We start from the raw sequence: 25,479 nt of genomic DNA on the forward strand, positions 1-25,479 counted from the left end.
CGAGACCTTCTGTGATTTGAATTTTTAGAATGCTGAGAACACTGTCTGAATTGTAATAATCACGGTTGGCCCATGAGCGTTAGCAGTAACAATCGGGTCAATACCAAACAAAATCGCCAAAATAGTAAATCCACCTGCATATCCACATTGCTGTTCAAACGGGCGGCAATCAGGCTTCTTCTAGTGCTGATGCGCAGTCATCAAGAACAACAAATATTCTCCCCATCTGGACACTGACATTCACTTCGAACTCGAGTAATATTTATGTAAGAGTGTTAAACAATAAAATATGAATAATAACCCTGCGTAACAACTAAAAGAAAATCATATGAAACTAACCAAAGTAAAATCTCTTTTAATTTTACTACATTTATCAGTAGGGTGTAATGCCTATGCCTCAACAAACCTGTCCGCGCTTGAGCAAGCTGCATCCAAAGGTGACGTAGTAGCCCAGAGTAATCTCGGCGTAGCTTACTTTAACGGAAATGGTGTTGAAAAAAATTATGCAAAGGCTAAAGAGTGGCTAGAAAAGGCAGCGGAACAAAATAATCAAAATGCCAACTATACGCTTGGTGTCATGTATATGTACGGATATGGAGCAGATAAGGATTTAATAAAGGCCGTTGAGCTGTTTAAAAAAAGCGGCCCTCATTATAAAGGTGGGGCCTATAATAACCTTGCGAATGTATATGAAAAAGGTTTAATTGGACCAGCAGATCCAGCTCTAGCCCTTAAATATTTTTTATTGGCAGCTGATGCTGGAAGCCCTGAATCTCAGTTAATAATTGGCTGGCGTTTTGAACGTGGTGAAGGAGTAAAGAAAAGCACTACAAAGGCTTTCGATTATTACAAAAAATCAGCGTTGAATGGTAATGCCATCGCTAAATATCACTTAGGCCGTATGTATGATGACGGGATTGGAGTAAAGCGTAATGATGTTCTTGCAGCCAAATGGTACATTGATGCCGCTGAAAACGGTAACGTAGGTGCTATGACGAATGTCGGTGTAATGTTTACTGACGGGGAAGGTGTTAAGCAAGATTACGCTAAAGCCAGATACTATCTGGAAAAATCTGTAAAAAGTGATTCTCCTGAAGGAATGGCTAGTCTTGCCTATTTATATATCAACGGGCTGGGTGTTAAAAGAGACCTTTATAAGGGCACTCAATTATATACCGACTCTTGTGACAAAGGATTAGACGAGGGTTGTAAATACCTGGCCGAATTAAAATCAAAAGGTCTTTATAGAACCCCAAAAGTGATACAAACGAGCAGTGCAGGAGTTAAACGATTAATCGCCAAATCTATGGATGCAAGCACTAACGCAACGTTTACCTGGAAGGGTGACGATGCTATTTTCAAAGCCAATGATGGTAAGGTTGATTGTACCTTCTTAAATGATTTCTCCGAAAAAGGAGGTCAACTGGCGACATCGTTTGTTTGTACCAACAATGTGCAGATTATCTTAAAGCAATTCAAAGAATCGAATAATGCCTACCTTTCCGTTATGACGGACAATTTCAAGAAAGAAGTTAATACCTTTTCCGTTAACGTCTACGTGTCAGAGTGATTGTTTATTTAATCCTGTCATGAACCACGCATTCTATGGAATTAAAGGAGAGACGTAAAAAAGACCGCTGGCGCGGCCTCAGTTGGAGTTTTCAGGAGGGCGGCCAGGAGGATTGTAATGGCGATCTATAAAACTAGCCCATTCTGTGCGAGTCATTCCTCCTCGTTCATTGATTTTCTTAAACCAGTCAGGGTTTTCATATTTTGAGGCGTTTTTGAAAATCCCAAATTTATCTGATGTTAGAGGAACAATACGAACATAATTGTCCCAGCCCCATACGAGCACTGCAACAGCAATCAGCAATAAAAGAATCAGAACTACGTCCAACAAATATCCCATTTTCTCCGACCTTAGAAATTTCGAGATTATGACTCATTGTATCAAGCCAGACCTCGCGTTACCAGGTTAGCGTATTGCGTATTCATAAGGTGTATTTCCCGCTAGTGCAGCAAAAATATCGTATTTCATTTTGATCTTAATCGCCAGTGACTTTGCTTCACGATAGGCACGTTTACCTTTAGTGCTGTCTGGTTCGGACCTGAACGTCAAAAGTAACTTTTCTATTTTGAGTGTATCTGGATTGGCTATTAACTGGTTGGAAGTCAGTTCGCCAGTTTTTAGCGCAATACGTTCATTTGCTTTCCTGACTCTTGAAGCCAGGTCAAAACCCCGGGCACGTGCTCTGTATTGACGCTGATAGTCGGCCAGTGCAGCTGCGTGACGCATTCTGTACCGTCTCTTAGCCGCCAGCACCACCGGCTTGTTGTTATCCTGGTAGGATTTGTTTTCTTCAGCAATGCATTTTCGACATCGTGACTTATGGCCATCTTTGGTTTTCCGGTCAAGACCAAAATCACTGAGAGGGCAGATCCGCTCGCATTTCCGGCATAGCTTTGACTGCAACGGTTCGCTCATTATTTATCATTTCCGACCAAAAAGTTGCCCTATTCTGCGTTAAATCGACTATCTCTGTCAATGAATGGTCATGATTTGTCATAACTATCATTATGCGCACCAAGGTTGTAGCAGCTCAATAGTAGTGTCCGCCTGTAGCTCAATTCACGTGACCGCGATATGGTGAGTCTCACGGAGTCGTTTTTCATCAGTAAAAACTACCGGAGATTGCCATGTGCGCAGAAAGCTCAGGAATGTTTACCTTGAAAGAGATCAACCGCGTCAAAATTATCCAGGATGTCATCGAGCGCCGAATGACAACGCACCGCGCAGCTGAACACCTCGGGATCAGCGACAGGCAATGCCGCCGGCTTCTGGTGCGTTACCGTGAAGAAGGTCCGCTCGGTATGGCCAACCGGCGACGTGGCATGCGTGGTAACAGGCAACTTATGCCCGGTCTTGCCGATCAGGCTCTGGAACTTATCAGGACACGTTATGCTGATTTCGGTCCGACACTCGCGCAGGAAAAACTCGCAGAGCTCCACGGTCTGATCCTCGGTAAAGAGACCGTGAGGCGCATTATGACGCGTGCGGGTCTCTGGGTTCCCCGTAAACAACGGGCAGCCAGGATCCATCAACCTCGTTACCGGCGCCCGTGTACTGGTGAGCTGATACAAATAGATGGCTGCGACCATGAGTGGTTCGAAGACCGTGGCCCGGCCTGTACCGCTCTGGTCTACGTTGATGATGCAACCAGCAAAATTATGGAGCTTCTGTTCGTCAAATCAGAGTCCACGTTCTCTTATTTTGAAGCCACGCGACGCTACATCGACAAACACGGTAAGCCACTGGCGCTGTACAGTGATAAAGCGGGCGTTTTTCGGGTGAATAACAAAAATGCGACCGGGGGTGATGGCCATACGCAGTTTGGTCGGGCCATGCACGAGCTGAGCATTCAGACTATCTGTGCCGATACCAGTGAGGCGAAAGGTCGCGTCGAACGTGCACATCTCACCCTGCAGGACCGCCTGGTGAAAGAGTTCCGGTTACAGGGGATCAGTTCAATGGAAGCGGCCAATGCATTCGCCGAAACATACAGGGCTGATTACAACCGACGCTTTGGTAAAATCCCGAGGCATGATTTTGATGTTCACCGCACCGTGGAACACGATGAAGATCTGGATCTGATATTCACTGTTCGCGAGAAGCGAAAGGTCTCAAAAGCACTGACCATTCAATACGATAAAATGTTGTATCTGATAGAAGACAGTGAATATAGCCGCCGCGCCATGGGTAAGTATATTGATGTATATCATTACCCCGATGGGCAAAAAGAGCTGCGTCTGAATGGTGTGGCTCTTCCCTGCTCTACCTACGATCGGCTCTCTGAAATCGACCAGGGTGCCATTGTTGATAATAAACGTCTCGGCAGAACACTTGAGTTTATCCGGCTGGTACAGAGCAACCGCGATGACACTCGCTCACAGTCCGTTCCTGCAGGTGATGGCCCTTCCCGACGACGTCCCAGAGCGGCCGGTAAAAAGACCCAGCGTGCGCTGAACCAGGATGACATGCTTGAAGCCCTGAAGCAGCTTCAGTCGCGTTCTGAGCAAATCTTTGGCAAAAAGCCTGGCTGATTCAACCGTTATTGATGAGTGCGACGACAACTTAATGACGTGCTTACCAGTGAATCGTATCTGGCCAGACCCAGTCCGTATTATTCATGGTATTCAGCATTTTTGTATCCGGCTTTTCACGGGCATATTGACTCCAGAGTGAATCAAAGGAGCAAAGGATCTTATCCAGTTTTTCTTTTCTCTTTGCAGGTGGCTGACTGAGGAAATAACAACACCGGCTGTCAATATTGTCCTCAAGCCATTCAAAGTCAGAGTCAGCTGCGCTGCTGGCCAGTTTTATCATCACTTCTGCCCGGTTACCCGGCAGAAACGCCTGTAAAGCGGACTCCAGAAGATGCTCGAATGCATACATAATGGATAACTGTTTTTTATCTGTCTGGATGTAACTCATTGAACGTCTGAGGATTGCAGACTGAAGCAAGACCAGTGGCCATAACAGTTCCACGCCATAAAGCTGATAGGAATCCCCTTCTTCATACTGATACTGCTCAGTACGGCGACAACCTTCCCGGGCTTTGCGGATGTCATAGGCCAGGGCGAGCATAAAGCCATCTTTAATCTTTATCAGAGGACTTTCGTCCACAGCGAAATGGATAAACTGGTGTAATTCATCCAGTGCTGCCGTATCTCCCCATAAAATAATACCGGCATTATTGGGTGTTAATTCAAATCGGAACATAACGTCCATCTTCACATTATTTCAGTATGAAAAAAGACTATCAGTAATGATTTCATTCAGCATCCGGTATTAAACAAAACACCGAGATTAATTGAAAAGAAACAGGATTAATGGTCATTTCAATTGAGCCAGATAACGGTCAGTTTAATTGAGGTTTGACAAAGGTTGTAGTAGCAAAGTTGTAATGTCCGCTCTGGGGGTGCGGACGATTTCCTGGACTCACAGGAGATTGTTTATGTTTTCGTACGCAGATAAGTTGCGGGCTGTTGAGCTCTACTTTAAATACGGGAAAAAAGCTTCACGGGTTGTCCAGGAACTCGGATATCCTTCCACCAGGCAGCTCAGACGCTGGGCTCGTATAATCCAGGCCGGTGGTGTGCTACCTGAGTCTGTTCCGAGAAAACCCCGCTACACCAGTGAACAAAAACGGGCTGCTGTGGAGCACTACCTTAATCATGGCTGCTGCCAGGCTTTCACCCGCAGAAGCCTGGGGTATCCCAGTGACTGGTTGCTGAATCGCTGGCTGGACGAGCTTCACCCGGGCAAACGGCGGCTCATCTCCGTTGTACAAAATCATCATGCTCCCTTTGATACAGAGGTAAAACGTCAGGCAGTCAGAGAGCTTTGTACCCGGTCCGAGTCTGCCCGTGAGGTCGCTGTAAGTGCAGAGCCTCGAGAAGCAAAGTCCGATATTTCACAGCGATAATGTCCATTATAAAAAATGAAGGACATTATTTTCTCCGAACCGGAGGGAGACCAACAGACGGTCTACATGTGCCGCTTACACCCATGCTACTGAATGGGTAGCGCCTATATTAGCGTTCCATTTCAGTGTGATTAATGAATAAATCCATAATCAAACAACCTCCCCTCCTGAAGATAATAACTATTAGTGCTTATAACACAATGCCAGAAATATTAACAATTTATTATACAAATTCGCAAGGAACGCCAGGGTTTAGAGACATAAGAGTATCTTGTAATTTAATCCACTTTTTATTGTGTTCATCATTATCAAGATGATAACTTGGAATATTTCTAGGGCAAATCATTATTCCAATGACTTTAACCTTTTGTGTTTGAGGTAGTCCTTTGTAAATATTAACCCCTGATTTCCCGATGATAAGAATTTCATTATGTGTCCTTTGAGTTGTTGAACATAAAATCTCCGTTGGTGAGGTTATTTGATTGTACCCTCCTTCCACCCGAGGCAAACGGTCACCATTTGATTTTAGTTTTCGTTCTCCACTGCTGATGTGCTCAAACAATGCAGCTGAATTTATTACTTTTCCCACCGGGCTTGCATTTTCACGACCAGCATGATTTGGGAAATATACATCTTTGGAAAATGTGCCAATTATATTCTGACAGGGGACATATAGGACAAAAGCTATCTCATAAAACATTTGAGTATCTCTCGTGAAACTACTTCTAACTCCGTTTGGTGGTACTTTTGGTATCTTATTTAAGTCAATGAGCGATGTAGAAATAACATCCCATGTATTTAGTACATCTTCAGCACGTTGCCTGAACAAGGGGCCATCAAAGCGTGAAGAGGCGGGGATTGTATGGACCAGATGAACACGATGTGGTAAATTTTCACTACGCCATTTGTCAAGCATATGCTTTATGTTTTCTTCACTTTGTGTAAGAAACATATGATCGTTAGATTTTGGCGATTTTTTACTATTTTTCATTAATGCACATTCCTTTAAAAAATTAAATTAATAATTAAATTGAATTACAGAAAAAACATAAACCAAAGAGCAATGGTAATACAAGATTAATTATAAATATCTTTGTAATTACACTAACTAAAAACATAAATTAAATCTATCACAATGATTGCAACTAGATTTTATTTGTTAAGGTCAGCCATGCGAAAATACGTTACATACTATTCACTGATATTATCAGTGATAGAATAAACATATTAAATTCATATCAATTACCTTGGCTTCAGTCCATAAGCATAGGTGTGGTACTTTAGCTTCAACTGTTATGTAGGATTTCTTTAATTTTTTATCATTTTCAGCTATTGTCTACTAATGGTCAACATCCATTTGTAGACATGGCATTTCACACAAATTTCTCCTATTATATTAATTGATATTGATCAGTGCGTTTTTAATAGAGACTCCCAGTCTATCAGCTAACAATAACAGCTCTTTAAAGATGAAAAAGAAACTTGATGAGAGTTTTTTTATCTTTGGCGCAAAACCGTTCGAATCGCTTAAGCAGTTAATTGAAGTTTGTCGCCCATATGGTAAATGTGTTGATAGGATCCTACCCACGTAATGTGGACACGGCCCTAAGCGAGGTTCTGGTTTTCAAATTGTTCGGGACTGAGACCGCCACAGGTACTGTGGCGGCGCCACCGATTGTAATCACACTCGATATAATTAAACACCGTCGTCCGCATGATTTCCCGGCTGATAAATCGTTGCCCGTGGATATCCAAGTCTAGTAGCATCACATCTCTCCATTAATCATCATTACAGGGCCTGATATTACCATTTGCATGCCTTCATCGTAAGCGTATGCCGAGAACCGTATTGACGAAGATAAGTTATTCAGCGGGCAGGACTGCGCGCCATGGCAACAGTTCACCAACCCGGTTTACCGGCCAGTCAGCTATAACATCAAGCACATGGTGAAGGTAACGTTCCGGATCGATTCCGTTCAGTTTGCACGTCCCTATCAGGCTGTACAGCAACGCTCCGCGCTCACCACCATGGTCAGAGCCGAAGAACAGGTAGTTTTTACGACCCAGACTGACCATCCGCAGAGCATTCTCCGCGATGTTGTTATCCGCTTCAGCCCAGCCGTCGTCTGCGTAGTACGTCAACGCTTGCCACTGGTTCAGTGCATAGGTGAACGCCTTTGCCAGTTCTGAGTGTCGGGACAGGGTTTTCACCTTTTCACGCAGCCAGTTTTCCAGTGATTTAAGAAGCGCTTTCGTTTTCAACTGGCGTTCGGCAAGCCGCTGTTCTGCTGGCATTCCCCTGATATCCGCTTCGATGGCATACAACTCGCCGATCCGTTTCAGTGCTTCATCTGTGAGCGCTGAGGGAGTGCGAACGTGAACATCATGGATTTTACGCCGGGCATGGGCCCAGCAGGCTGCTTCCTTTATATGACCTTCCCGGTAGAGTTCATTGAAGCCTGCATAGGCATCCGCCTGCAGCACACCGCTGAAGCCGGCAAGATGGGCCTGCGGGTGGATGCCTTTTCTGTCCGGGCTGTACACGAACCACACCGCCGGGGCCAGCGAAGAACCCGCGTTACGGTCGTCGCGAACGTACGTCCATAAGCGCCCGGTCTTCGTTTTTTTGTTGCCCGGCAGCAGGACCGGGACCGGCGTATCATCAGCATGAAGTTTGCCATCGGTCAGTACATAGTGCTGAAGGGCTTCGTCCAGTGGTGACAGCAGGCGACAACACGCATCCACCCAACCCGACAGTACAGAACGGCTCAACATCACACCCTGGCGGGCATAGATCTCCGACTGGTGATACAACGGTGTGTGTTCCGCATACTTTGACGCCAGTACACGGGCCAGCAGTCCCGGTCCGGCGATACCCCGCTCGATGGGCCGTGAAGGCGCCGGAGCCTGAACGATACGGTCGCACTTCGTGCAGGCGTGTTTTTCGCGCACTGTGCGGATAACCCGGAAGGCGCTGCGCATCAGCTCCAGTTGTTCGGCTGTATCCTCACCAAGGTAGCTCAGCGCCCCCCCCACAGTCCTGGCAACAGGGCTCTGCCGGTAGCAGGCGCTTTTCATCACGGGGGAGTGATTCCGGGAAGGGTTTACGTGTGCGGGTCTGGCGCAGAGGGCGCTGTACCGCCGGGTCATCCACCCGGCCGGTAAGGGTATCGCTTTCCTGCTGAAGCCGGTTCAGGTCGGCTTCCATCTGTGCGATACGGCGGGATATTTTTTCGGAGCGGCTACCGAAGTTCATCCGGCGGAGCTTATCCAGCTGTGCCTGCAGCTTGTCGATTTCGCGTTCACGGTCCGCCAGCTTTTCGAGCAGGACACGGTTCAGCGCTTCCTGTTCGGCAAGAAGACGTTTCAGTTCATCGATGTCATCGGGAAGCGGGCTGTTCATCCGGGGTATTTTACCAGGCTCATTCGCCCACGACCAGGATAAAGAGGTTTACAGCATAGTCAGGGATGTCAGCAGTCTTTTAGGCTGCCGCCAGTCGATGCCCTCGAGGAGCATCGCCAGCTGTGCCGGGGTGAGGAAGACTTTGCCGTCGCGGGCCGATGGCCAGGCGAAGCGCCCGCGCTCCAGCCGTTTCGTCAACAGGCATAGCCCGTCGCCAGTTGACCAGAGGAGTTTCACCTGACTGCCACTTCGGCCGCGGAAGATAAAAACGTGACCCGACATCGGATCGTCTTTCAGCGCGGTCTGCACCTTTGCGGCCAGCCCGTTGAAGCCGTTTCTCATGTCGGTGATGCCGGCGACCAGCCAGATTTTCGTGCCTGACGGTAGCGGGATCACTGTTTTAGCTCCCGTATCAACATTGTCAGCAGGCTTTCGCTGATGGCACCGTTCAGGCGGAGCGTCCCGTGCCGGAAGGTTATTTCACAGGTGACGCTGAGTGTTTCAGGTTCATGCGCTTCCTATGGAGGCTGAACAACGGGAGCAGTATCAGCATTGAGTGTTACAGGGATCAGCACTGGCATGTTGGTATCAGAGTGTTGAGGCGCGCGAAGCTTTCCCTCACGCCAGTATTGACGCCATTTGAACAACAGATTGTCGTTAATTCCCTGCTCACGAGCGAGTTGTGCGACTGATACACCGGGTTTGTATGAGAGTTCGACCATTTTGATTTTGAACTCAACGGGATAGTTGGGGTGTTTTTTACGAACAGAAGTTAATGAATTCATGGATAGCGTCCACCATATTTGGTGTCCACTATGTTGTCAGAAATGTCAGGTTCTGCCAGACGGTGCTGGAACGACGCTTACCCTTCATCCCTCTAATCCCCCTAACACTAAAACCCCGTGCTCGTCCCGGCCCCCTGCAAATACCTCACCTACCCCAACTTACACAATGTGCCCTGGACAAGCCGCCCCGCGTATTTCGGGGACACAGGGGGGAAATAAAAGAAAACAAAAGGTTACGTCTGTCATACCGGCTCCGATCGGTAAATCAGGCGAAGCCTGACAGCTCGTAATGGCTTAGCAGGGTCTATAGGGATGAAGGCATGCAATTCAATATTCATTCTCGCTCCTCACTGACCTTGTTTCCGGCTGCGGCCGTTTTAATTTCATCGCCCGATCACCAGTTCTGCGGATAGCATGGCCAGCTCAGCCACATGTCATAAACCCGGGTTTCAGAACCGACCATCGCGTAGATGCCCTTACCCGGGTACCGGGCTGGCCGGAAGAGGAGCTGGACGAGTTGCTGCGCCGCTGCCGGGGTTCGCCTTCGGCGGCGAAGGAGCCTGACAGAAAGCGACCGATATCCGCACTAAGGACTTGCATCCCTGACAACGTTAATAGCGACAACCTGCGTCCCACGTAGCTTTAGAGCCACAATACAACTGACTCAGTTCCTGCGACCAGCCTCATCGGACCTGTCAATATGAGTTCACCGGAACGTTACCCATCCGCAGGACATAGATATGTTATATCGCAAGATACCCAGCAAAAAGCAGCAAGGATTATTTTAGTTCCGGAGGAATATTTTCTTTAAGAAGATTGATTAAGCGCAGGAAATTTTCATTACTTAGAGCACTTTTGTTGTAACTCATATAGAAGTTGATGGGTTCAATGGGGATCTCATATTTTAGAGATTTGAGGTTAAAGCATTCACCAAATTTCTTGAAAAAGCTTTCGCTTACAAAACTGACACACTCGGTCGTTTCGGTCACAGCAGCATTAACTTCAACGGAACTGCTGCTGAAAAAAATGTGACGCCCACTTTCATAGTCCTGAACAATATCTTGAGCATGTTTGAGTCCTTGGGTATTAATATTGATATAAGTAAACTTCTCCCGGCGGATGTCTTCTTGAGTTAACTCCTTGTCAAGGCGCGGGTGATCCTTATTACAAACAACAACGATATTTTCCCGCATGTAAAGGACCGTTACGGTAGAATTACCATAATGAGGTTTCGTATCAAAAATCAGATCCGCTTTACGATAGTTTAGAATGTCTTCCGACTCATTCAGTGAGACATTTGCGCTGATATGAGTCAATTCATAAGGTAATTTCAATTTATGAATTAATGCGCATATTTTAGGTAGAACGATCTGTGCAGTATACGGTAATGAGTAAACGGTGAATTTATTTCTAGTGTTAATATTCGATGTGTTAACCAGGCTATTAACAAGCCAACCAAGCTCATTACTGATTTTTTCATGTAAATGAATAGCAACCGTAGTAGGAACTAGCCCCTGTCCCTTACGTATGAAAAGTGGATCGGAAAAATAAGTGCGCAGTTTATTAAGAGACTGACTAATCGATGAAGGGCTAGATTCTAGTTTATCTGCAGCGATGGATACACTACTGTAGATAAAAATAGTCTCAAAGATGAACAGTAAATTAAAATCGAAAGAATTTATCTTTTCGAAATTGTTAATAATAGAATCATAAATCATTTCTGCGTTTCCCGCCGTTTGGTTTTTGGTCGTCAGGACATAACTGGCCAATTATTCTAAATCGTTAGGTTGTTTAGGTTTCATACTCATAGCATATCATCGCTTTCTCCCGATGACAGGGGCAATGTTACGTCGTCAACTAATGGTGCATAGTAAGCATCCGGTGAACTCATCTTCACAGACATTTTCAGTCGGTTAGCATTGCCGGCATCAGTTAACCGTATCTACCGGAGTCAATCGATGCCAAAAAACGCTGGTCCATTGAAGAGAAAAAACAGCACGTCGAAAACTGGCGTGCCAGCGGCCTTACCCGTCAGCAATTTTACGAACTGCACGCCATTTCTTTTAATTCCATGCGCGAATGGCCGCAGGATGTCGCGAAAGCTGAACGCAGGGAAAATGAGTCAGGACTGCTTCCCGTGCACATCTCCACTCAATCTCCTGCTGCAAACACACCGCAGGTGGTGAACGAACCTGTCATGCTGTTTTTGCCCGGGGACACTCGCATGAGCTGCCACTCCACTCAGCTCACTGATGTCTTCAGGGTGCTCAAACATGCTAACGCCTGAAAATGTCTTTCTCGCCGTGAAACCCGTGGATATGCGACGTGGCATCGATACACTGACGCAGTATGTTCAGGATGAGCTCAAATCATCGTGGCACGAAGGTGCCGCCTTCATCTTCACCAACAAAGCCCGCTCCCGATGCAAAGTGCTGCGCTGGGATAAGCACGGGGTCTGGTTGTGTGTCCGTCGTCTGCACAAAGGTCACTTCCGCTGGCCACGGGCAAACGACACTTACGGTTTTGCAATCAAAGTCTCTTTGAACACGATTCATAGTTACTCTTATCAAAATTGAATTAAAGGTATGCGTTGTGAAGATAAAATGATAAAGCTAAAAAAGTGATAATCATTCCCTTTTGGCGAAGCTATTTCGTATTAAAACCGCTACAAGGCATAACTGAGTCTTTATTCATTATAATCTTTTATATCCCTTCGATGCGCGTCCACTATTGGACTATCACTGATAATGATTTATTAGTTACACTACTTCAATAGAAGTCCAATAATGGATTTTCATTGACGGTTTCATCATTGCTGGCATGTGTTAAAGTTAAAGTTAAAGTTAAAGTTAAGTTGTGTATATCCCCTGGGAAACGACAGGTTGCTATTCGTATGGTTCTGGAAAATCAGGGCAAGTACAACTAGTGGCAGTTGCTGAGAAAGGTTCACCATTTTATGCAAACCGTCAGTCCATTCCCGGGAGGTAAACATGTTCAGGCAAAAGTGTAGCGGTATTAGGTGCAGCTATTTAAATAGTTTAATCACGTTGCTTTTAACCATCCAAATCAATTTCATCATATGAAATCGGTGATGCCTCCGATTAGTTGAACATGTATTTTTCAATAAAAGCGCCGATGACCTTTTCGTGGAGTTCGAAAGAGCGCGAAAAACAAATTGTCTTGCGAGCCACCCGTTTGATTCGGGTACGCAGCGTCAGGTTGTTTCGTTCAATGCGCTGAGTAAAGATTTTGCTAGTCAGATGCTTATCCTTCGGAACTTCTCTGCCATAACTGCCCCAGTCATCGCTGGTAAACATACCGACAGTAAAGGGAGCCAGTAACGCCAGTAGCTCCCGGCAGGTTTCATCGGTTCGCGGGCCAAATGTATAAGCCAGAACGCCGCCATTTTTCGTGTTATAGCCATACCATAACCAGTGTTGCCGGGCTTTACTGCCGACAAAGCTCCATTGTTCATCCAGTTCGCAGATGAGCGCTATATCGGCATGAGCAACCGGAGAGGTGGTTACCCGACGCGGCGAGAGTTTTTTAAAGCCAGGATGACCGTATTGATACCAATTTTCAGCGTCCTGGCGGTATCACGGACACCGGAACCATTAAAGGCCATATCGACGATTTTGTTCTGTACGCCGGGCTTACGGGCTTCATAGATAAAAGAAAGCTGAAAACGCGACGACATGATTTGCAGAGAAATCTCTGATGCCCTGACGGGGTGCGCCCGTAGCGGCAGACCTCATCAGACTTGCAGTGAGGGCAATGTGATCCTACCCACGTAATGTACTAAGCGAGATTCAGATTTTCAAATTGTTCCGGGCTGAGTCCGCCACAGGCACTGTGGCGACGCCACCGATTGTAATCACACTCGATATAATTAAACACCGTAGTCCGCATCATTTCCCGGCTGATAAAGCGTTCACCGTGGATACATTCGACTTTCAGTGAGTGGAAGAAGCTTTCTGCACAGGCATTATCGTAACAACAACCCTTTGCACTCATGCTACCGCGCAGGTTATGCCGCTTCAGTAGCGCCTGATAATCCGCTGAGCAGTACTGCCCACCACGGTCGGTGTGAACGATGACATTTTCCGGGCGCTTACGTCGCCAAAACGCCATCTGTAGCGCATCGCAGGCCAGCTGTGCCGACATCGACCAGCCGATAACAGCACGTGACCACAGATCGATGACGACAGCCAGATATAGCCAGCCTTCATCAGTACGTAAGTAGGTGATGTCACCCGACCATTTCTGGTTTGGACCGCTGGCGTAAAAATCCTGCTTCAGCAGGTTCTCCGACACCGGCAGGTCATGCTCGCGGTAACTGACCGGGCTGAACTTCCGTGAAGCTTTCGCCCGAAGCCCCTGACGACGCAGGCTGGCTGCCACGGTTTTCACGCTGAAGCGGTAACCCTGAGCATGCAGTTCATCGGTCAGGCGCGGTGCGCCGTAGCGCTGTTTTGCCCGGTGAAAAGCCTCGTGCACGGCGCTGTCACAACTCAGACGGAACTGCTGGCGTGAGTTTAGCCTCGCACCCCCGCTCCTCGTCCCGTTCCGCCAGCTGGCGTTTGAGACGAGCATTTTCAGCAGCGAGTTCATTTTCACGCTCAGAGGATGAGAGCTGTTGCTGCTGTTTACTGCGCCAGTTATAAAGTTGCGATTCATACAGGCTGAGTTCACGGGCAGCGGCAGCAACACCGATGCGTTCAGCGAGTTTCAGGGCTTCACTGCGAAATTCAGGGGGAATGCTGTTTACGGGGCTTTTTGCTGGTTGATACTGTTTTTGTCATGTGAGTCACATCGGTTGAGAGTTTACTCACTTAGTCTCGTGTCCACTATTCGCGGGTAGGATCAATGAACAATAACGCTGGCCACAGGAATACCTTAAAAGGCCATATTATACACCAGATAAACTAATTGGAGGCATTACCATGAAATCATAATATTGCATACAAATACGCAAGCAGACAAAGCACTCACCCTTCTGCATTCTCAGCTAATCGCATATAAGGGAAAGACAAAGGCATTGCTTTATTTCCTTCTCTGTTCAACAACTCGATTGTTACGATATCAAAAAAATATCGTCAGATTCTGATAACTTCATGAAATTATCAGAATGCCATGTTCTAAAATCCGCCTAGAATTCCTTAACATTTCCATATAAAGCACATCCCAAACTCATTTCGATCGTCATTGAATAACAACGTGATTCTATCGGAACCCACAATTAAAAGCACAGCCATATTTACACTTAAAATAGTCCTTTAATGGACATAAATATTTCTATGTTTTATTAAAAATATATAGATACTAAGCACGTTTTTAACGTTTAAAGACATTTTCAAAATAATTTACTTTAAAGGATTATCTTATGTTCGGAACTTGGAAAACTAGTGTTTTGGGTGCTGCGGTATTGGTTGCAATGTCAGGTTCAGCAATGGCGGCAGGAACCGCATCAGTACAGGGTGGTAATGTTCACTTCACCGGTACAGTTATTGATGCTGCATGTTCAGTCGCTATGGGTGATGCGGGGAGCAATGTAGAAGTGGATATGGGCCAGGTTCGTTCAGCCAAATTCACAGCTGTAGATATGGTTGCCAACCAGAAAGTCCCATTCACTATTACCCTGGCTGACTGCGATACCACTGTTTCTGCTAATGCGCAGGTGACGTTTAATGGCAATGGCGTAGCAGGCAAGACTAGCGTGCTGGCTAACGGTGCAGGCCCTGGTTCTGCAGCAGGCGTGGGCATCCAGATTTATGACAACACCGGTGCCACCCTGAACCTGGGCGTCGCGTCTGCCAAAACCGCTTTAATCAATGGCAATAACACTCTGCATTTCAGTGCTGACTACATCTCTACTGCCGCTGCCGTTGTTTCAGGTTCAGTTGACGCCACTGCAACCTTCACCATGACATATTCCTGATCCCTGTTGGGTTTCAGCCGCTCGCCTGATTTCAGGCGAGCATTACTGAACCTGTATCGCTACGGAAATGAATAAAATGACTATGAGCAACCGCCTCCCACCTGCGTTTTTTTTACTGCTGTGTAGCGGTTTAACGTTGATGTTTTCTCCGGCTAACGCCGCAACTGTGGTAACGGTGGCGGGTGGGCAGGCACATTTCCGGGGGGCCGTGATGGACTCAGCCTGCGTGGTCGCACTCGGTGATACCAACGCAGAAGTGCAGATGGGACAAGTGCGGAGAGCAGAGCTGTCGAGCGTCGGGCAATGGGCCGACCCGGTAGCATTTACTCTGACGCTGACAGACTGCGACACCTCCGTAAGCCAGGCTGCGGGTATTGCTTTTCAGGGCAATGCCGACCCGCAAGATCCGATGGTATTAGGGATGGATAATGGCCCCGGCTCCGCTGTGGGCGTGGGTCTTGGCATCTACGATGAAAAATCCAACCTGGTGGTGCCCAACAGCGCACCCCGCTCTTTCTCAACGCTTATCGACGGCCTGAATGTACTGCATTTTATGGCGAAATATCGCGCCACTCGCGAAACCGTGGTTTCCGGTGATGCCAGCGTAACGGCCAGTTTCATCGTGCTGTATCAGTAAACCCCATTCCCTCACCGCCAGTCATAATGCTTTCTACGTTTTAACGAGGTTATTGTGTTATTCAAAAATTCGCTCAAACGAAATGCCCTGCTTTCGCTGGCTTTTCTGCCTTTATTTATTAGCGCTGCCTCTTTTGCTGGCGGTGTATCCCTTGGCGGAACGCGTTTAATTTACCCGACTGGAAATAGCCAGGTGTCAATGCCGGTCAATAACAGCGATGATAAAGCTATATTTCTGGTGCAGTCCTGGGTGGAAGATGACAATGGCGTGAAAACCGAAGATTTTGTTATCACCCCGCCGTTATTTGTTATTCAACCACAAAAAGAAAACACCTTGCGTGTGATGTATGTCGGCAGCAAAGTTTTGCCCACTGACCGCGAAAGTGTTTACTGGCTGAATGTGAAAGCCATTCCGTCTGCCAGCTCAAAAATAAAGAATAAAAATGTATTGCAGCTAGCGATTCTTAGCCGGATAAAATTATTTGTTCGGCCTGATAACCTGCCGTTGAAATCAGCAGAAGCCCCGCAAAAATTGCGCTTTCATCGCAATGGCGAACAACTGACGATTAATAACCCCACGCCTTATTACATCACGCTGGTGCAATTAAAAGCGGGTGACACAAAATTACCTAACACCATGGTCGCACCACAAACGAAAGCCTCTGTCTCTATTCCTGGCAACGCCCAGGGGGCAATCACTTATCAGACCGTCAGTGATTTTGGTGCCAACTCCGAAACACAAAAAAGTGTGATGGAGTAATCAGCAATGATCCGGAGAATGGATGCAACGCTAAACCCTATCGCACAAAGCATGATGAGTACGAGCAATCATTCGTGCATCCTGGTACTCCTGACTTTGGCATTTTCACCCTGCGTGATGGCGGATAACTATTTTAATCCGGCTTTTTTATCTGGCGACGCTTCGGCGGTTGCTGATTTATCACGTTATGAAAAAGGCAACGGTCAGGCACCAGGCAAATATCGCGTAGAGGTTTATCTCAACGACACCTATATCTCAATGGAAGATATCGAGTTTATTGCGCCCAAAGAGAAAGATGGCAATGTGACTGCCTGCCTGACAAAAAAACGATTAGAGCAATTAGGCCTGGCACTCAACGCCTTCCCGGCATTGGAAAAACTCTCCGCCGAGAGTTGTGTGCCGTTAGCCGATGCCATTCCTGGCTCACGGGCCGACTTTGATTTTGAAAAGCAGCGCCTGGATATCAGCTTGCCGCAGGCTTCGCTCAAACAAAGCGCTCGCGGCTATATTCCGCCAGAACAGTGGGATGAAGGAATTAATGCGTTATTAACCAACTATGCATTTACCGGCAGCAATAGCTGGGGCGACAGCAGCGAAAACAGCTATTACCTGAACTTGCAAAACACGCTCAATGTTGGGCCCTGGCGGTTACATGATTATTCTACCGGCAGCTACACGACGAGCGATGATGGCGAAGCGACGCATGAATGGCAGCACGTCAGCACTTATCTGCAACGCACCGTGATCCCCCTCAAAGGTGAATTGACCCTCGGCGACAGCTACACCCCTTCTGACGTGTTCGACAGCATCGGGTTTCGCGGGGCGCAATTGGCCTCTGATGACAACATGCTGCCCGACAGCCTGCGCGGCTTTGCACCCACCATTCGTGGAATTGCGAAAAGTAACGCCAAAGTGTCGATTAAACAAAACGGCTACGTCATCTATCAAAGCTATGTGCCGCCGGGGGCGTTTGAAATTAACGATCTGTTCCCGACCTCATCAAGTGGCGACCTGGACGTGGAAATCACCGAAACGGACGGCAGTAAAAGCAGTTATACCGTGCCCTATTCCGCCGTGCCGGTATTACAACGCGAAGGCCGGGTGAAATACTCTGTGACCGTGGGCCAGTACCACACCAACAACAGCGATCAGGGTGACGAAAAGCTGGCCCAGGGTACGCTCATATGGGGGTTGCCGCACGGCATCACTGCCTATGGTGGCATCCAGTATGCAGAAAACTACGCCGCAGAAGCGCTCGGTGCTGGCCTGAATCTGGGCGAGATCGGCGCGCTTTCGATGGATATTACTCAGGCCAACAGCACTCTGCCGGATGACAGCACCCACAGCGGGCAGTCACTGCGTTTCCTGTACGCCAAGTCGATGAACTCCACCGGCACTAACTTCCAATTGCTCGGCTACCGTTATTCTACCCAGGGCTTTTATACTCTGGATGAGACCACCTATAACCGGATGGATGGCTACACGTATAACGATGACGGCAGCGAAAAAGATTTCACCCCGGACTGGACCGATTACTACAACCTCTATTACAGCAAGCGCGGCAAAATTCAACTTAACGTCTCGCAGCAAATCGGCAGCTACGGCTCCGTATTTGTCACCGGCAGCCAGCAAAGTTACTGGAACACCAGTGACACCGATACCCTGATACAAGTAGGTTACAGCGGCAACTGGCACGACATCAATTTCAACCTGACCTACAGCTATAACCAGGCGCAGGGCGAACCGGACGCCGACAAGCAATTCGCATTGAGCATGTCTTTGCCGTTGGGTAAATGGTTGTCTGCGGGCGGTAATAACAGCGACTCGTACAGTTCACCTAATAATGCTTATGCTACCTATAACAACAATACCGATTCCCACGGCAAGATGACGCAAAGTGCCGGGATTAGCGGCACGCTGCTTAAAGACAACAACCTGAATTACAGCGTACAGCAGGGTTACGGCAACCACGGCGACGGAGCCAACGGCTCGGCCTCACTCGATTATCAAGGCACTTACGGCAACAGCAACGTCGGCTACAACTACAGCGGCGGCTATCAGCAGGTGAATTATGGTATTAGCGGCGGCATGGTGCTGCACAGAAATGGCCTTACGTTAAGCCAGCCACTTGGCAGCACCAATGTGCTGATCCGTGCGCCAGGTGCTGACGGAGTGGATGTCGAAAACAACACTGGCGTGAAAACCGACTGGCGTGGTTACGCGGTGATCCCGTATGCCACCACTTATCGTCAAAACCGCATTGCGCTTAATACCGATACGCTGGGCGATAAAATTGATTTAGATAACGCCGTCGTTAATGTGGTGCCGACCGAAGGTGCGCTGGTCCGGGCAGATTTCAAAGCCCACGCCGGACTACGTGCTCTCATCACCCTAATGCACGGCCAAAAACCGGTGCCCTTTGGTGCCACTGTCGGTCGTGGCGATAGCGAAAGCAACACCATTGTCGGCGATGGTGGGCAAGTCTATTTAATGGGCGTGCCATTAACCGGTGATTTAACCGTGCAATGGGGCAGCGAGGCCCACGAAAAATGCAAAGTACATTATCAGTTACCGGAAAGTGAAATGAAAAAACCGATCAGCCAGTTTACGGCGGAGTGCAAATAATGAAATGTCATCTCACCCTTGTAACGCTGCTGCGAAAAGGTCTGCTGATCATCGGCTTATTGCTGGGTGTCACGAACATCGCGCATGCCTATACCGGATGGTGCACGCCGGAGGGTAGCGCTCAACAGTACCATTATAATTTCGGCAACATAACCATACTCGACGTCAACAAGAACGTGGGGGGCTTTTTATTTCCTCGGGCATACAATTGGGATTTGGGGGGAACGTATATAGCAACATGTGATTGTGACCCCGTAGCAGAGAATCTTTCGCCAACTTATTATGATAAATTTTATCGCACTATGTCATCCCTGATGCCGGGGCATACCGACGGCGAGTATCAGTTTTTCAAAATTAGCGATTACCTTGAAGTTGCAAGTGATATATGGGTGGCTGGGGCTGTAAACTCTTATAAACCTACCCCCTGGACTAATGAAAATAATTTATCCTCGCTCACAAATGGAGGTAAGAACCCGACTAATCCAGGGGCCTGTAAAGGTTCCCCAAGCGGGTATGGCGCTTTTGGTACGGGGTCAAAAGGCAGAATAAAGATATATATTGCAAAACCGTTTATCGGCTCTACCCTGGTCAACAATATCAAGCTTCTGGATATCTATGGTTCCGTAACGTCTGGGAGTTTTGGTGGCACCCCGATGGCTTCTGTTTATATCAACGGCGTCGTCACCGCCCCGCAGAATTGTGAAATCAACGCCGGACAAATCGTGACCGTCGACTTTGGCCAGATGTGGGCCGGGGATTTCACCACTAAAGGTCAGCGGCCCACTAACGCCCCCCCGCAAACCGTCAAGGTGCCCATCAAGTGCAATAACATACCCGCCTTTGGGAACTTAACTCTGCGCATTCAGAGCGAACCTTCTGCGCAGACGCCGGAGGCAATCAAGACCAATAACCCGGACGTAGGCGTGGAAATCCTCGATGACAGCGGGCACCTGCTGTTGCCCAACACCGGTCTGGTACCATTCAGTGTCGATGAAAACTCTGAAGCTACGGTGACGTTTAAAGCAGTGCCGGTCAGCACGACAGGAAATACTCCTGCCAGCGGACTTTTCCAGGCTCAGGCCTACATTCGCATCGACTTTGCCTGAGGACAATTAAGTGAAGAAAACACTTTTGCTGTTATTGCTCGCAAGCTGCTCAACGCTTGCCGATTTGGGCCACGTGAACCTGATCATGTCTGGCGAAATAATGAAAGAAAGCTGTGACATTGACGCCAACAATCTGACTCAGAATGTTGAAATCGGTGATTTTGCCGTGGGTACCTTTAACTCTGTCGGCAGCGTCAGTGCTGACAAAAGCTTTAAAATACTATTAAGTAAATGCTCGCCAGAAATAAAAACTGCGGGAGTCACCTTTACCGGCACCGCGCAGGCGGGCGGTGACTCCAGCCTGCTGGCGTTGTCCGACACCACTGGGACGGGTAATCTTGCGCAAGGAGTAGCGGTGCAGTTACTCGACAGTAATAAAATCCCGCTGGCGATAAACAGCCTTAACCCGGTTCGCTACCCAATATCCCCGGGTGATAATACCCTGAACTTTTCCCTGCGCTATAAAGCCGTTTCGCTACCGGTCGTCGCCGGTAATGCTAATGCAGTGCTTTATTTCAATATGGATTATCAATAATGAAACTCTTTATTTTTCTCGCCGCACTCGGGATAACGTTGTCCCCTTCACTATGGGCGTATGAAGCCGGTCCCGGAACAATTAATATCACCGGAAAAATTCATAGTGATACTTGTGTGCTGGACAACAATAATTTACAGGTGGATTTGGGAAATATAAACAGCCACGAATTTAGCCAGAAAGATAAGCAGAGTTTTCCTATCCATTTTGCCCTCAACCTGACTAACTGTGAGAATGCCGTCAGCGGTGTCAGCGTACAATTTGATGGTACACCTGCAAAGGGAAATCCCGCACTGGTCGCGATTGATAACGTCACTGGTGCGGCGACTGGCTTAGGCATCAACATAATGGATGACCAGAAAAATACGATTGCTATTAACAGTGAAAGCCATCAGTACCCCATTATTTCTGGCGGGGGAAGTAATACGCTGAACTTCTACGCCAGCTATATGACCCTTGGCGATGTAATTACCGCAGGGACTGCTTCGGCCAGCGTCACCTTCACCCTGACGTATCAATAATATGAAAAAGACGCTTATTTTACTGCCGTGGATCCTCATCACCACTCAGGCGCAAGCTGGAGTTGTGGTGGGTGGCACTCGTTTTGTATTCCCTGAGCACCAAAACACACTGTCGCTTGAGGTAAAAAACACCGGCAGCCTGCCATTTTTGATCAAAACCCAAATCACAGCAGACAGTGGTGCGGTGCCGTTTATCGCAACCCCACCATTATTTGCTGTGGAAGCCGGGCATGAAAACGCGGTGCGGATAATTCGTACCGACGGCACTTTACCCGACGACCGCGAAAGCCTGTTTTATATCAGTATTGCGGCAATTCCTTCCGGCAAACCGCAACCTCACTCTTTACAAATTGCGTTGCGTTCGCGCTTTAAACTGTTCTACCGCCCGGACGCGCTACAGGCCAATGCCAGAACCGCCTACCAACAGATAGCATGGCACCAGAACGAGAACGGATTAGTTATCAACAACTCCACGCCGTATTACATTACGCTGAGTCAGTTGCGCATTAACCAGCGTGATATTCCCATTGTGGAAATGCTGGCACCTTTCGGCCAGGAGCAATTTAATGTCTGTGCGCGTGGTGAAGTGTGCCAGTTGCAATGGCAAACGCTGGATGACACCGCCAATCTGACCCCGCTTCAACAAGCCCATTTCCCTTCACATTAATACCCACCCGGCACCGCAAATTGTGATGGTGTATCACCAAAAAATATAGAAATCGAATTTCTCCGGTTTCTATATTTATGCTCAACTTTATTTTATACATGACGGGGGCTAAATAGCTGCGTCTATTACCGCTCCACTTTTGTTAACCCGTGTTGACTGCCGGGGAAAGGTGAAGCCGATTTCATAAACTGTCTGACATTTTTCAGTAACTGCCACATTGTCCGGCAGCGATGATTACGCGTGATTGTTTCATGTAATGCCAGCCATAAAATCTCTATCCTGTTCAACCACGGTGAGTAAACTGGCTGATAAATAACAATAAATTTTGGATTCCCCTTCAATCATTTCAGCATCTTTTTGTTCTTGTGGATGATATGGTTATCAACAATTAGCGTGAGCGTTTTTGCACTGCGATATGTGCTTCTCAACTGACTTAACATCCTGATAAGTAAACCTGAGTCTTTACTTGTGCCATTCACATAATCCACTCTTCCTGTCCCGGCATGCAGCACTCCTGCAAGGTAATGCTTTTGGTTCTGTCCTGGCGTTGGGATGCGTTTTTGCTGCCCTTTTTTCTGCCAGTCAGCGCCAATTTTTGGATTCAAATCGATATCCACTTCATCCTCGTAAAATACGGGATGATCGGCACAGTTTTTTTCTAACGCTGCACTCGTCGCTACCAGTTTTTCCTCTTTGTGAGGATCACGAATATGGAGTGTCGGAGCCGCTCTGTGCCAGACAATCCCAGCCCCCGGTAACCAGCGACGAAGCGAGCCTGGATGTAACGTCGCATTAAATAGTTTATTAATTTCAATCGTTAATATCTCAGTATTCCATCGAGAACGCAGATAGCCGAAATCTTGTGGTGAACGTTGAACCAGTAAATCGAGCATGCGTAGCATTGCTTCCATAGGCCACTTTCTTTGACGTCCGGGAGGTAGACTTTTCAGGCCTTCAGCCCCAAATAAAGTGAACCAGTTAATCCAGCGCCCGACGGAAGAACGGGCTGCGCACAGAGTTTTCGCTACTTGAGTCAAAGATTCGCCACGATGTAGCATCAACATTGCCATGAGGCGTCTGGCGTGGTTTTTATCCGCAGTTTTGTGCACGGCTTTGTGCATCTGGCGTCGTTCATTACGAGGTATAGGTGCTATGATCGGCATAACTCAGTCCGGTTTGTGATGTTTGGCGATTGATCAGATCGCTCAAACCGGATTGAGTTCCCTTTAGTGATCTACTATTAGGCGCAGCTATTTAGTGTTTATCTTCGATTTTTAGTTCCAGGGTGCAATTGAAAATATGCCCGACCGCTGTGTGGTCTTGCATTTGATTTGGAGATGGCTGTAAGCCCTGAGATGAAAAGCTCGGAATATTCACCTGGTACTTTCTGTTCTGGGTTGCTGCTAGTTTCAAGATCAACATAGGTATATCCGGAGGGATTATCTCGATTAAAAGACCAGATACCTATGAACTTGAGGGGGTTGATTTGCGCAAATCGAGTCAGTGTATTGATATCATCGAGCTTAAACATGCTCCCGTCATCATTAAGACCTATCATCGGAGTGATAGCCACTTTGGCTAATAACTCTGCGGTATTCAATGCTGGGTAGATTGGTGCTAATTGTCTACTTATGCTGAGTGCTGCATCAACGGCAGCTTTACCCATATCAGTCGCAGTATCAGGGTTATTATAAGGATCACCATAATCCATAGCCATTCCATTCACACCATACTCAATCCCCTCTTTTTTAGCCAGTTTCAGAATGTCTACACCGCTCTGGTTCAATCCTGTCGGTAAAGTGGGAAGGGTAAAGCTGATCGCAACATGCGGTTTACGGATGGCGACATTCTTTAATGCGAGACAAATCTTTGCTGCATCATAGAGACTATTTTCCAGGTCGAAATCTAACCCACTTGCACCATAAAGCTCAATTGTGGAGACATAAATTTCCTCCAGCTCTGTTGCATTAAAATGGGTGGAAATATCAGAATTGGAGGCGCCACCAAACGAAATAATTACACGTAAGCCAGCACTATTGAGTTCTTGTGCCAGTGGAACCGCCCAATCAAGAGGCATCGCCGAACTGGCGGCCCAGCAAGGGGTTTTTGAAGATTCTTCAAGTGTCAAAAAACCAAAAACTAATCCATCAACTTTCCATTTGAGTGCTCGTTCATAATAAATTGGATTCGGTCTTCCTTGTGGGTGATTTTCCCAATCACTCCATTCAGCATTAATCGTAACATCAATATACGGAGTATATAAATTAGACATAATGTTTCCTGGTTGAAATGATATGGTTGATGTATATTTATTCTTTGACACCTTCACTTCATCCAAAAATGGATTTTTCTGTTTGGCTATTAATATTCATTATTGTTACGACGGTTTTTGCATTACGCATTGATATTTCTGAACCAATCCTTTCAATAGAAATACCCTGAATTTTGAGCATTCGTTCAATTATTGTGGTGGTAACAAAAATAAATTGTTCAATTTTTTTATCTTTTGCATATAAAATCAAATTTCGGAGTAATTTGATTACCGAAGATGAGAATCCATATCCTTTCACCGACTGTTCTTTCTCGAAGGCAAAACGTGAAAGTTCATAGATGGATGCTGAACAAGGAATAGGAGATTCACTTTGCCATAAAAAAGGGAAAATCTCACTCAGCATATAAGGTGACGTTGTAGGTAAGATTCGAACACAACCTTTTACATTGCTCTCAGTATCGGTAGTGATAATATATTTGGTATCATGGATGTCGAACTTATCTATTTCATGACCGTTTATACTGGAAACATCCCATTGCAAGCGTTCTTTGAATACTCGATGTCGTAGTTGAAATACTGATAACAATAGATCATGATATTTGCGTTCACCTGAAATACAACCATATGCTGAAGGCTTCGATAGGTCAGCATAATTTTTATTATGAATATTCATTGCTGGATGTACGGTTTCTACCGGCTGCATGATATTATTTACTGGCACCATTTTTGCCTTTTCATTCACGAT

Annotated in this window: 20 protein-coding genes and 8 pseudogenes; 14 read left to right on the forward strand and 14 right to left on the reverse strand. The window is 47.0% G+C overall.

The window, feature by feature from the left end; all coding sequences use genetic code 11:
- Positions 1-328 precede the first annotated feature (328 nt).
- Complete coding sequence (locus DY231_RS24715) at positions 329-1,570, forward strand: SEL1-like repeat protein (protein WP_115632135.1); 1,242 nt, start codon at positions 329-331, stop codon at positions 1,568-1,570.
- Between the two features lie 78 nt (positions 1,571-1,648).
- On the opposite strand, the gene DY231_RS24720 is transcribed toward DY231_RS24715, so the two are convergent.
- Together DY231_RS24720 and DY231_RS24725 are read right to left on the reverse strand one after the other, a co-directional pair.
- Positions 1,649-1,909 carry a hypothetical protein gene (locus DY231_RS24720; RefSeq protein WP_115632136.1) on the reverse strand — a complete coding sequence of 87 codons (261 nt, stop codon included), beginning with the start codon at positions 1,907-1,909 and terminating at the stop codon, positions 1,649-1,651.
- A gap of 66 nt (positions 1,910-1,975) precedes the next feature.
- The gene (locus DY231_RS24725; RefSeq protein ID WP_115632137.1) at positions 1,976-2,485 is read right to left on the reverse strand and encodes a hypothetical protein; all 510 of its coding nucleotides are present in this window, start codon (positions 2,483-2,485) and stop codon (positions 1,976-1,978) included.
- Positions 2,486-2,697: 212 nt separating this feature from the next.
- On the opposite strand from DY231_RS24725, the gene DY231_RS24730 reads away from it, so the two are divergent.
- Positions 2,698-4,101, forward strand: coding sequence for an ISNCY family transposase (locus tag DY231_RS24730; protein WP_034500118.1), 1,404 nt, complete (start codon positions 2,698-2,700; stop codon positions 4,099-4,101).
- Positions 4,102-4,144: 43 nt separating this feature from the next.
- On the opposite strand, the gene DY231_RS24735 is transcribed toward DY231_RS24730, so the two are convergent.
- On the reverse strand, positions 4,145-4,789 hold the full coding sequence (locus DY231_RS24735) for a DUF6904 family protein (RefSeq protein WP_256682708.1): 645 nt from the start codon (positions 4,787-4,789) through the stop codon (positions 4,145-4,147).
- Positions 4,790-5,015: 226 nt separating this feature from the next.
- On the opposite strand from DY231_RS24735, the pseudogene DY231_RS25275 reads away from it, so the two are divergent.
- Positions 5,016-5,447: pseudogene (locus DY231_RS25275) on the forward strand (IS3 family transposase); the annotation flags it as partial.
- A 262-nt stretch (positions 5,448-5,709) separates the two neighbouring features.
- Here DY231_RS25275 and DY231_RS24750 read toward each other — a convergent pair.
- The 6 genes and pseudogenes from DY231_RS24750 to DY231_RS24780 all read right to left on the reverse strand — a co-directional run bounded on the left by DY231_RS24750 (position 5,710) and on the right by DY231_RS24780 (position 11,392).
- The gene (locus DY231_RS24750; protein ID WP_115632139.1) at positions 5,710-6,477 is read right to left on the reverse strand and encodes a hypothetical protein; all 768 of its coding nucleotides are present in this window, start codon (positions 6,475-6,477) and stop codon (positions 5,710-5,712) included.
- Between the two features lie 614 nt (positions 6,478-7,091).
- Positions 7,092-7,235 (reverse strand): annotated as a pseudogene (locus tag DY231_RS24755) (IS3 family transposase); the annotation flags it as partial.
- Between the two features lie 114 nt (positions 7,236-7,349).
- Positions 7,350-8,889: pseudogene (gene tnpC / locus DY231_RS24760) on the reverse strand (IS66 family transposase).
- Positions 8,890-8,937: 48 nt separating this feature from the next.
- A complete protein-coding gene (gene tnpB / locus DY231_RS24765; protein ID WP_042922210.1) occupies positions 8,938-9,285 on the reverse strand; it encodes an IS66 family insertion sequence element accessory protein TnpB in 348 nt (115 codons plus the stop codon).
- Between the two features lie 122 nt (positions 9,286-9,407).
- A complete protein-coding gene (locus DY231_RS24770; protein ID WP_147295672.1) occupies positions 9,408-9,674 on the reverse strand; it encodes a transposase in 267 nt (88 codons plus the stop codon).
- A gap of 779 nt (positions 9,675-10,453) precedes the next feature.
- Positions 10,454-11,392, reverse strand: coding sequence for a LysR substrate-binding domain-containing protein (locus tag DY231_RS24780; protein WP_147295673.1), 939 nt, complete (start codon positions 11,390-11,392; stop codon positions 10,454-10,456).
- Between the two features lie 260 nt (positions 11,393-11,652).
- On the opposite strand from DY231_RS24780, the gene tnpA reads away from it, so the two are divergent.
- The 3 genes and pseudogenes from tnpA to DY231_RS25500 all read left to right on the forward strand — a co-directional run.
- Positions 11,653-11,961 carry an IS66 family insertion sequence element accessory protein TnpA gene (gene tnpA, locus DY231_RS25715; RefSeq protein WP_440898617.1) on the forward strand — a complete coding sequence of 103 codons (309 nt, stop codon included), beginning with the start codon at positions 11,653-11,655 and terminating at the stop codon, positions 11,959-11,961.
- A pseudogene (gene tnpB, locus DY231_RS24790) lies at positions 11,948-12,187 on the forward strand (IS66 family insertion sequence element accessory protein TnpB); the annotation flags it as partial. The gene tnpA and the pseudogene tnpB (DY231_RS24790), both read left to right, overlap by 14 nt.
- 413 nt (positions 12,188-12,600) lie before the next feature.
- Positions 12,601-12,684: pseudogene (locus DY231_RS25500) on the forward strand (hypothetical protein); the annotation flags it as partial.
- Positions 12,685-12,775: 91 nt separating this feature from the next.
- On the opposite strand, the pseudogene DY231_RS24795 reads toward DY231_RS25500, so the two are convergent.
- A pseudogene (locus DY231_RS24795) lies at positions 12,776-13,469 on the reverse strand (IS1 family transposase).
- Between the two features lie 3 nt (positions 13,470-13,472).
- A pseudogene (locus DY231_RS24800) lies at positions 13,473-14,476 on the reverse strand (IS3 family transposase).
- A gap of 581 nt (positions 14,477-15,057) precedes the next feature.
- On the opposite strand from DY231_RS24800, the gene DY231_RS24805 reads away from it, so the two are divergent.
- From DY231_RS24805 to DY231_RS24840, 8 genes are all read left to right on the forward strand, one after another.
- Entirely contained in the window at positions 15,058-15,612 is a 555-nt protein-coding gene (locus DY231_RS24805; protein WP_147295674.1) for a fimbrial protein, read from the forward strand.
- A 76-nt stretch (positions 15,613-15,688) separates the two neighbouring features.
- On the forward strand, positions 15,689-16,249 hold the full coding sequence (locus tag DY231_RS24810; protein WP_172588756.1) for a fimbrial protein: 561 nt from the start codon (positions 15,689-15,691) through the stop codon (positions 16,247-16,249).
- 54 nt (positions 16,250-16,303) lie between these two features.
- Positions 16,304-17,008, forward strand: coding sequence for a fimbria/pilus periplasmic chaperone (locus tag DY231_RS24815; RefSeq protein ID WP_305954895.1), 705 nt, complete (start codon positions 16,304-16,306; stop codon positions 17,006-17,008).
- Positions 17,009-17,014: 6 nt separating this feature from the next.
- Positions 17,015-19,633 carry a fimbrial biogenesis usher protein gene (locus tag DY231_RS24820; protein ID WP_440898616.1) on the forward strand — a complete coding sequence of 873 codons (2,619 nt, stop codon included), beginning with the start codon at positions 17,015-17,017 and terminating at the stop codon, positions 19,631-19,633.
- Entirely contained in the window at positions 19,633-20,739 is a 1,107-nt protein-coding gene (locus DY231_RS25280; protein WP_172588757.1) for a fimbrial protein, read from the forward strand. The genes DY231_RS24820 and DY231_RS25280 overlap by 1 nt, the downstream gene beginning before the upstream one ends.
- A gap of 10 nt (positions 20,740-20,749) precedes the next feature.
- The gene (locus DY231_RS24830) at positions 20,750-21,274 is read left to right on the forward strand and encodes a fimbrial protein (RefSeq protein ID WP_256682737.1); all 525 of its coding nucleotides are present in this window, start codon (positions 20,750-20,752) and stop codon (positions 21,272-21,274) included.
- Positions 21,274-21,795 carry a fimbrial protein gene (locus DY231_RS24835; RefSeq protein WP_115632145.1) on the forward strand — a complete coding sequence of 174 codons (522 nt, stop codon included), beginning with the start codon at positions 21,274-21,276 and terminating at the stop codon, positions 21,793-21,795. Before DY231_RS24830 ends, DY231_RS24835 begins: the two co-directional genes overlap by 1 nt.
- 1 nt (position 21,796) lies before the next feature.
- Positions 21,797-22,462 (forward strand): fimbrial biogenesis chaperone, encoded by a 666-nt coding sequence (locus DY231_RS24840; protein ID WP_115632146.1) that lies wholly within the window; start codon positions 21,797-21,799, stop codon positions 22,460-22,462.
- A gap of 125 nt (positions 22,463-22,587) precedes the next feature.
- On the opposite strand, the pseudogene DY231_RS24845 reads toward DY231_RS24840, so the two are convergent.
- The 3 genes and pseudogenes from DY231_RS24845 to DY231_RS24855 form a co-directional block, all read right to left on the reverse strand.
- Positions 22,588-23,625 (reverse strand): annotated as a pseudogene (locus DY231_RS24845) (IS630 family transposase).
- A 98-nt stretch (positions 23,626-23,723) separates the two neighbouring features.
- Positions 23,724-24,734, reverse strand: a complete 1,011-nt coding sequence (locus DY231_RS24850) for a chitinase (protein ID WP_115632147.1) — start codon at positions 24,732-24,734, stop codon at positions 23,724-23,726.
- 58 nt (positions 24,735-24,792) lie between these two features.
- A complete protein-coding gene (locus tag DY231_RS24855) occupies positions 24,793-25,476 on the reverse strand; it encodes an acyl-homoserine-lactone synthase (RefSeq protein ID WP_172588758.1) in 684 nt (227 codons plus the stop codon).
- Between the last annotated feature and the right edge of the window lie 3 nt (positions 25,477-25,479).

The sequence above is a fragment of the Buttiauxella agrestis genome, from assembly GCF_900446255.1.
Lineage (GTDB): Bacteria > Pseudomonadota > Gammaproteobacteria > Enterobacterales > Enterobacteriaceae > Buttiauxella > Buttiauxella agrestis.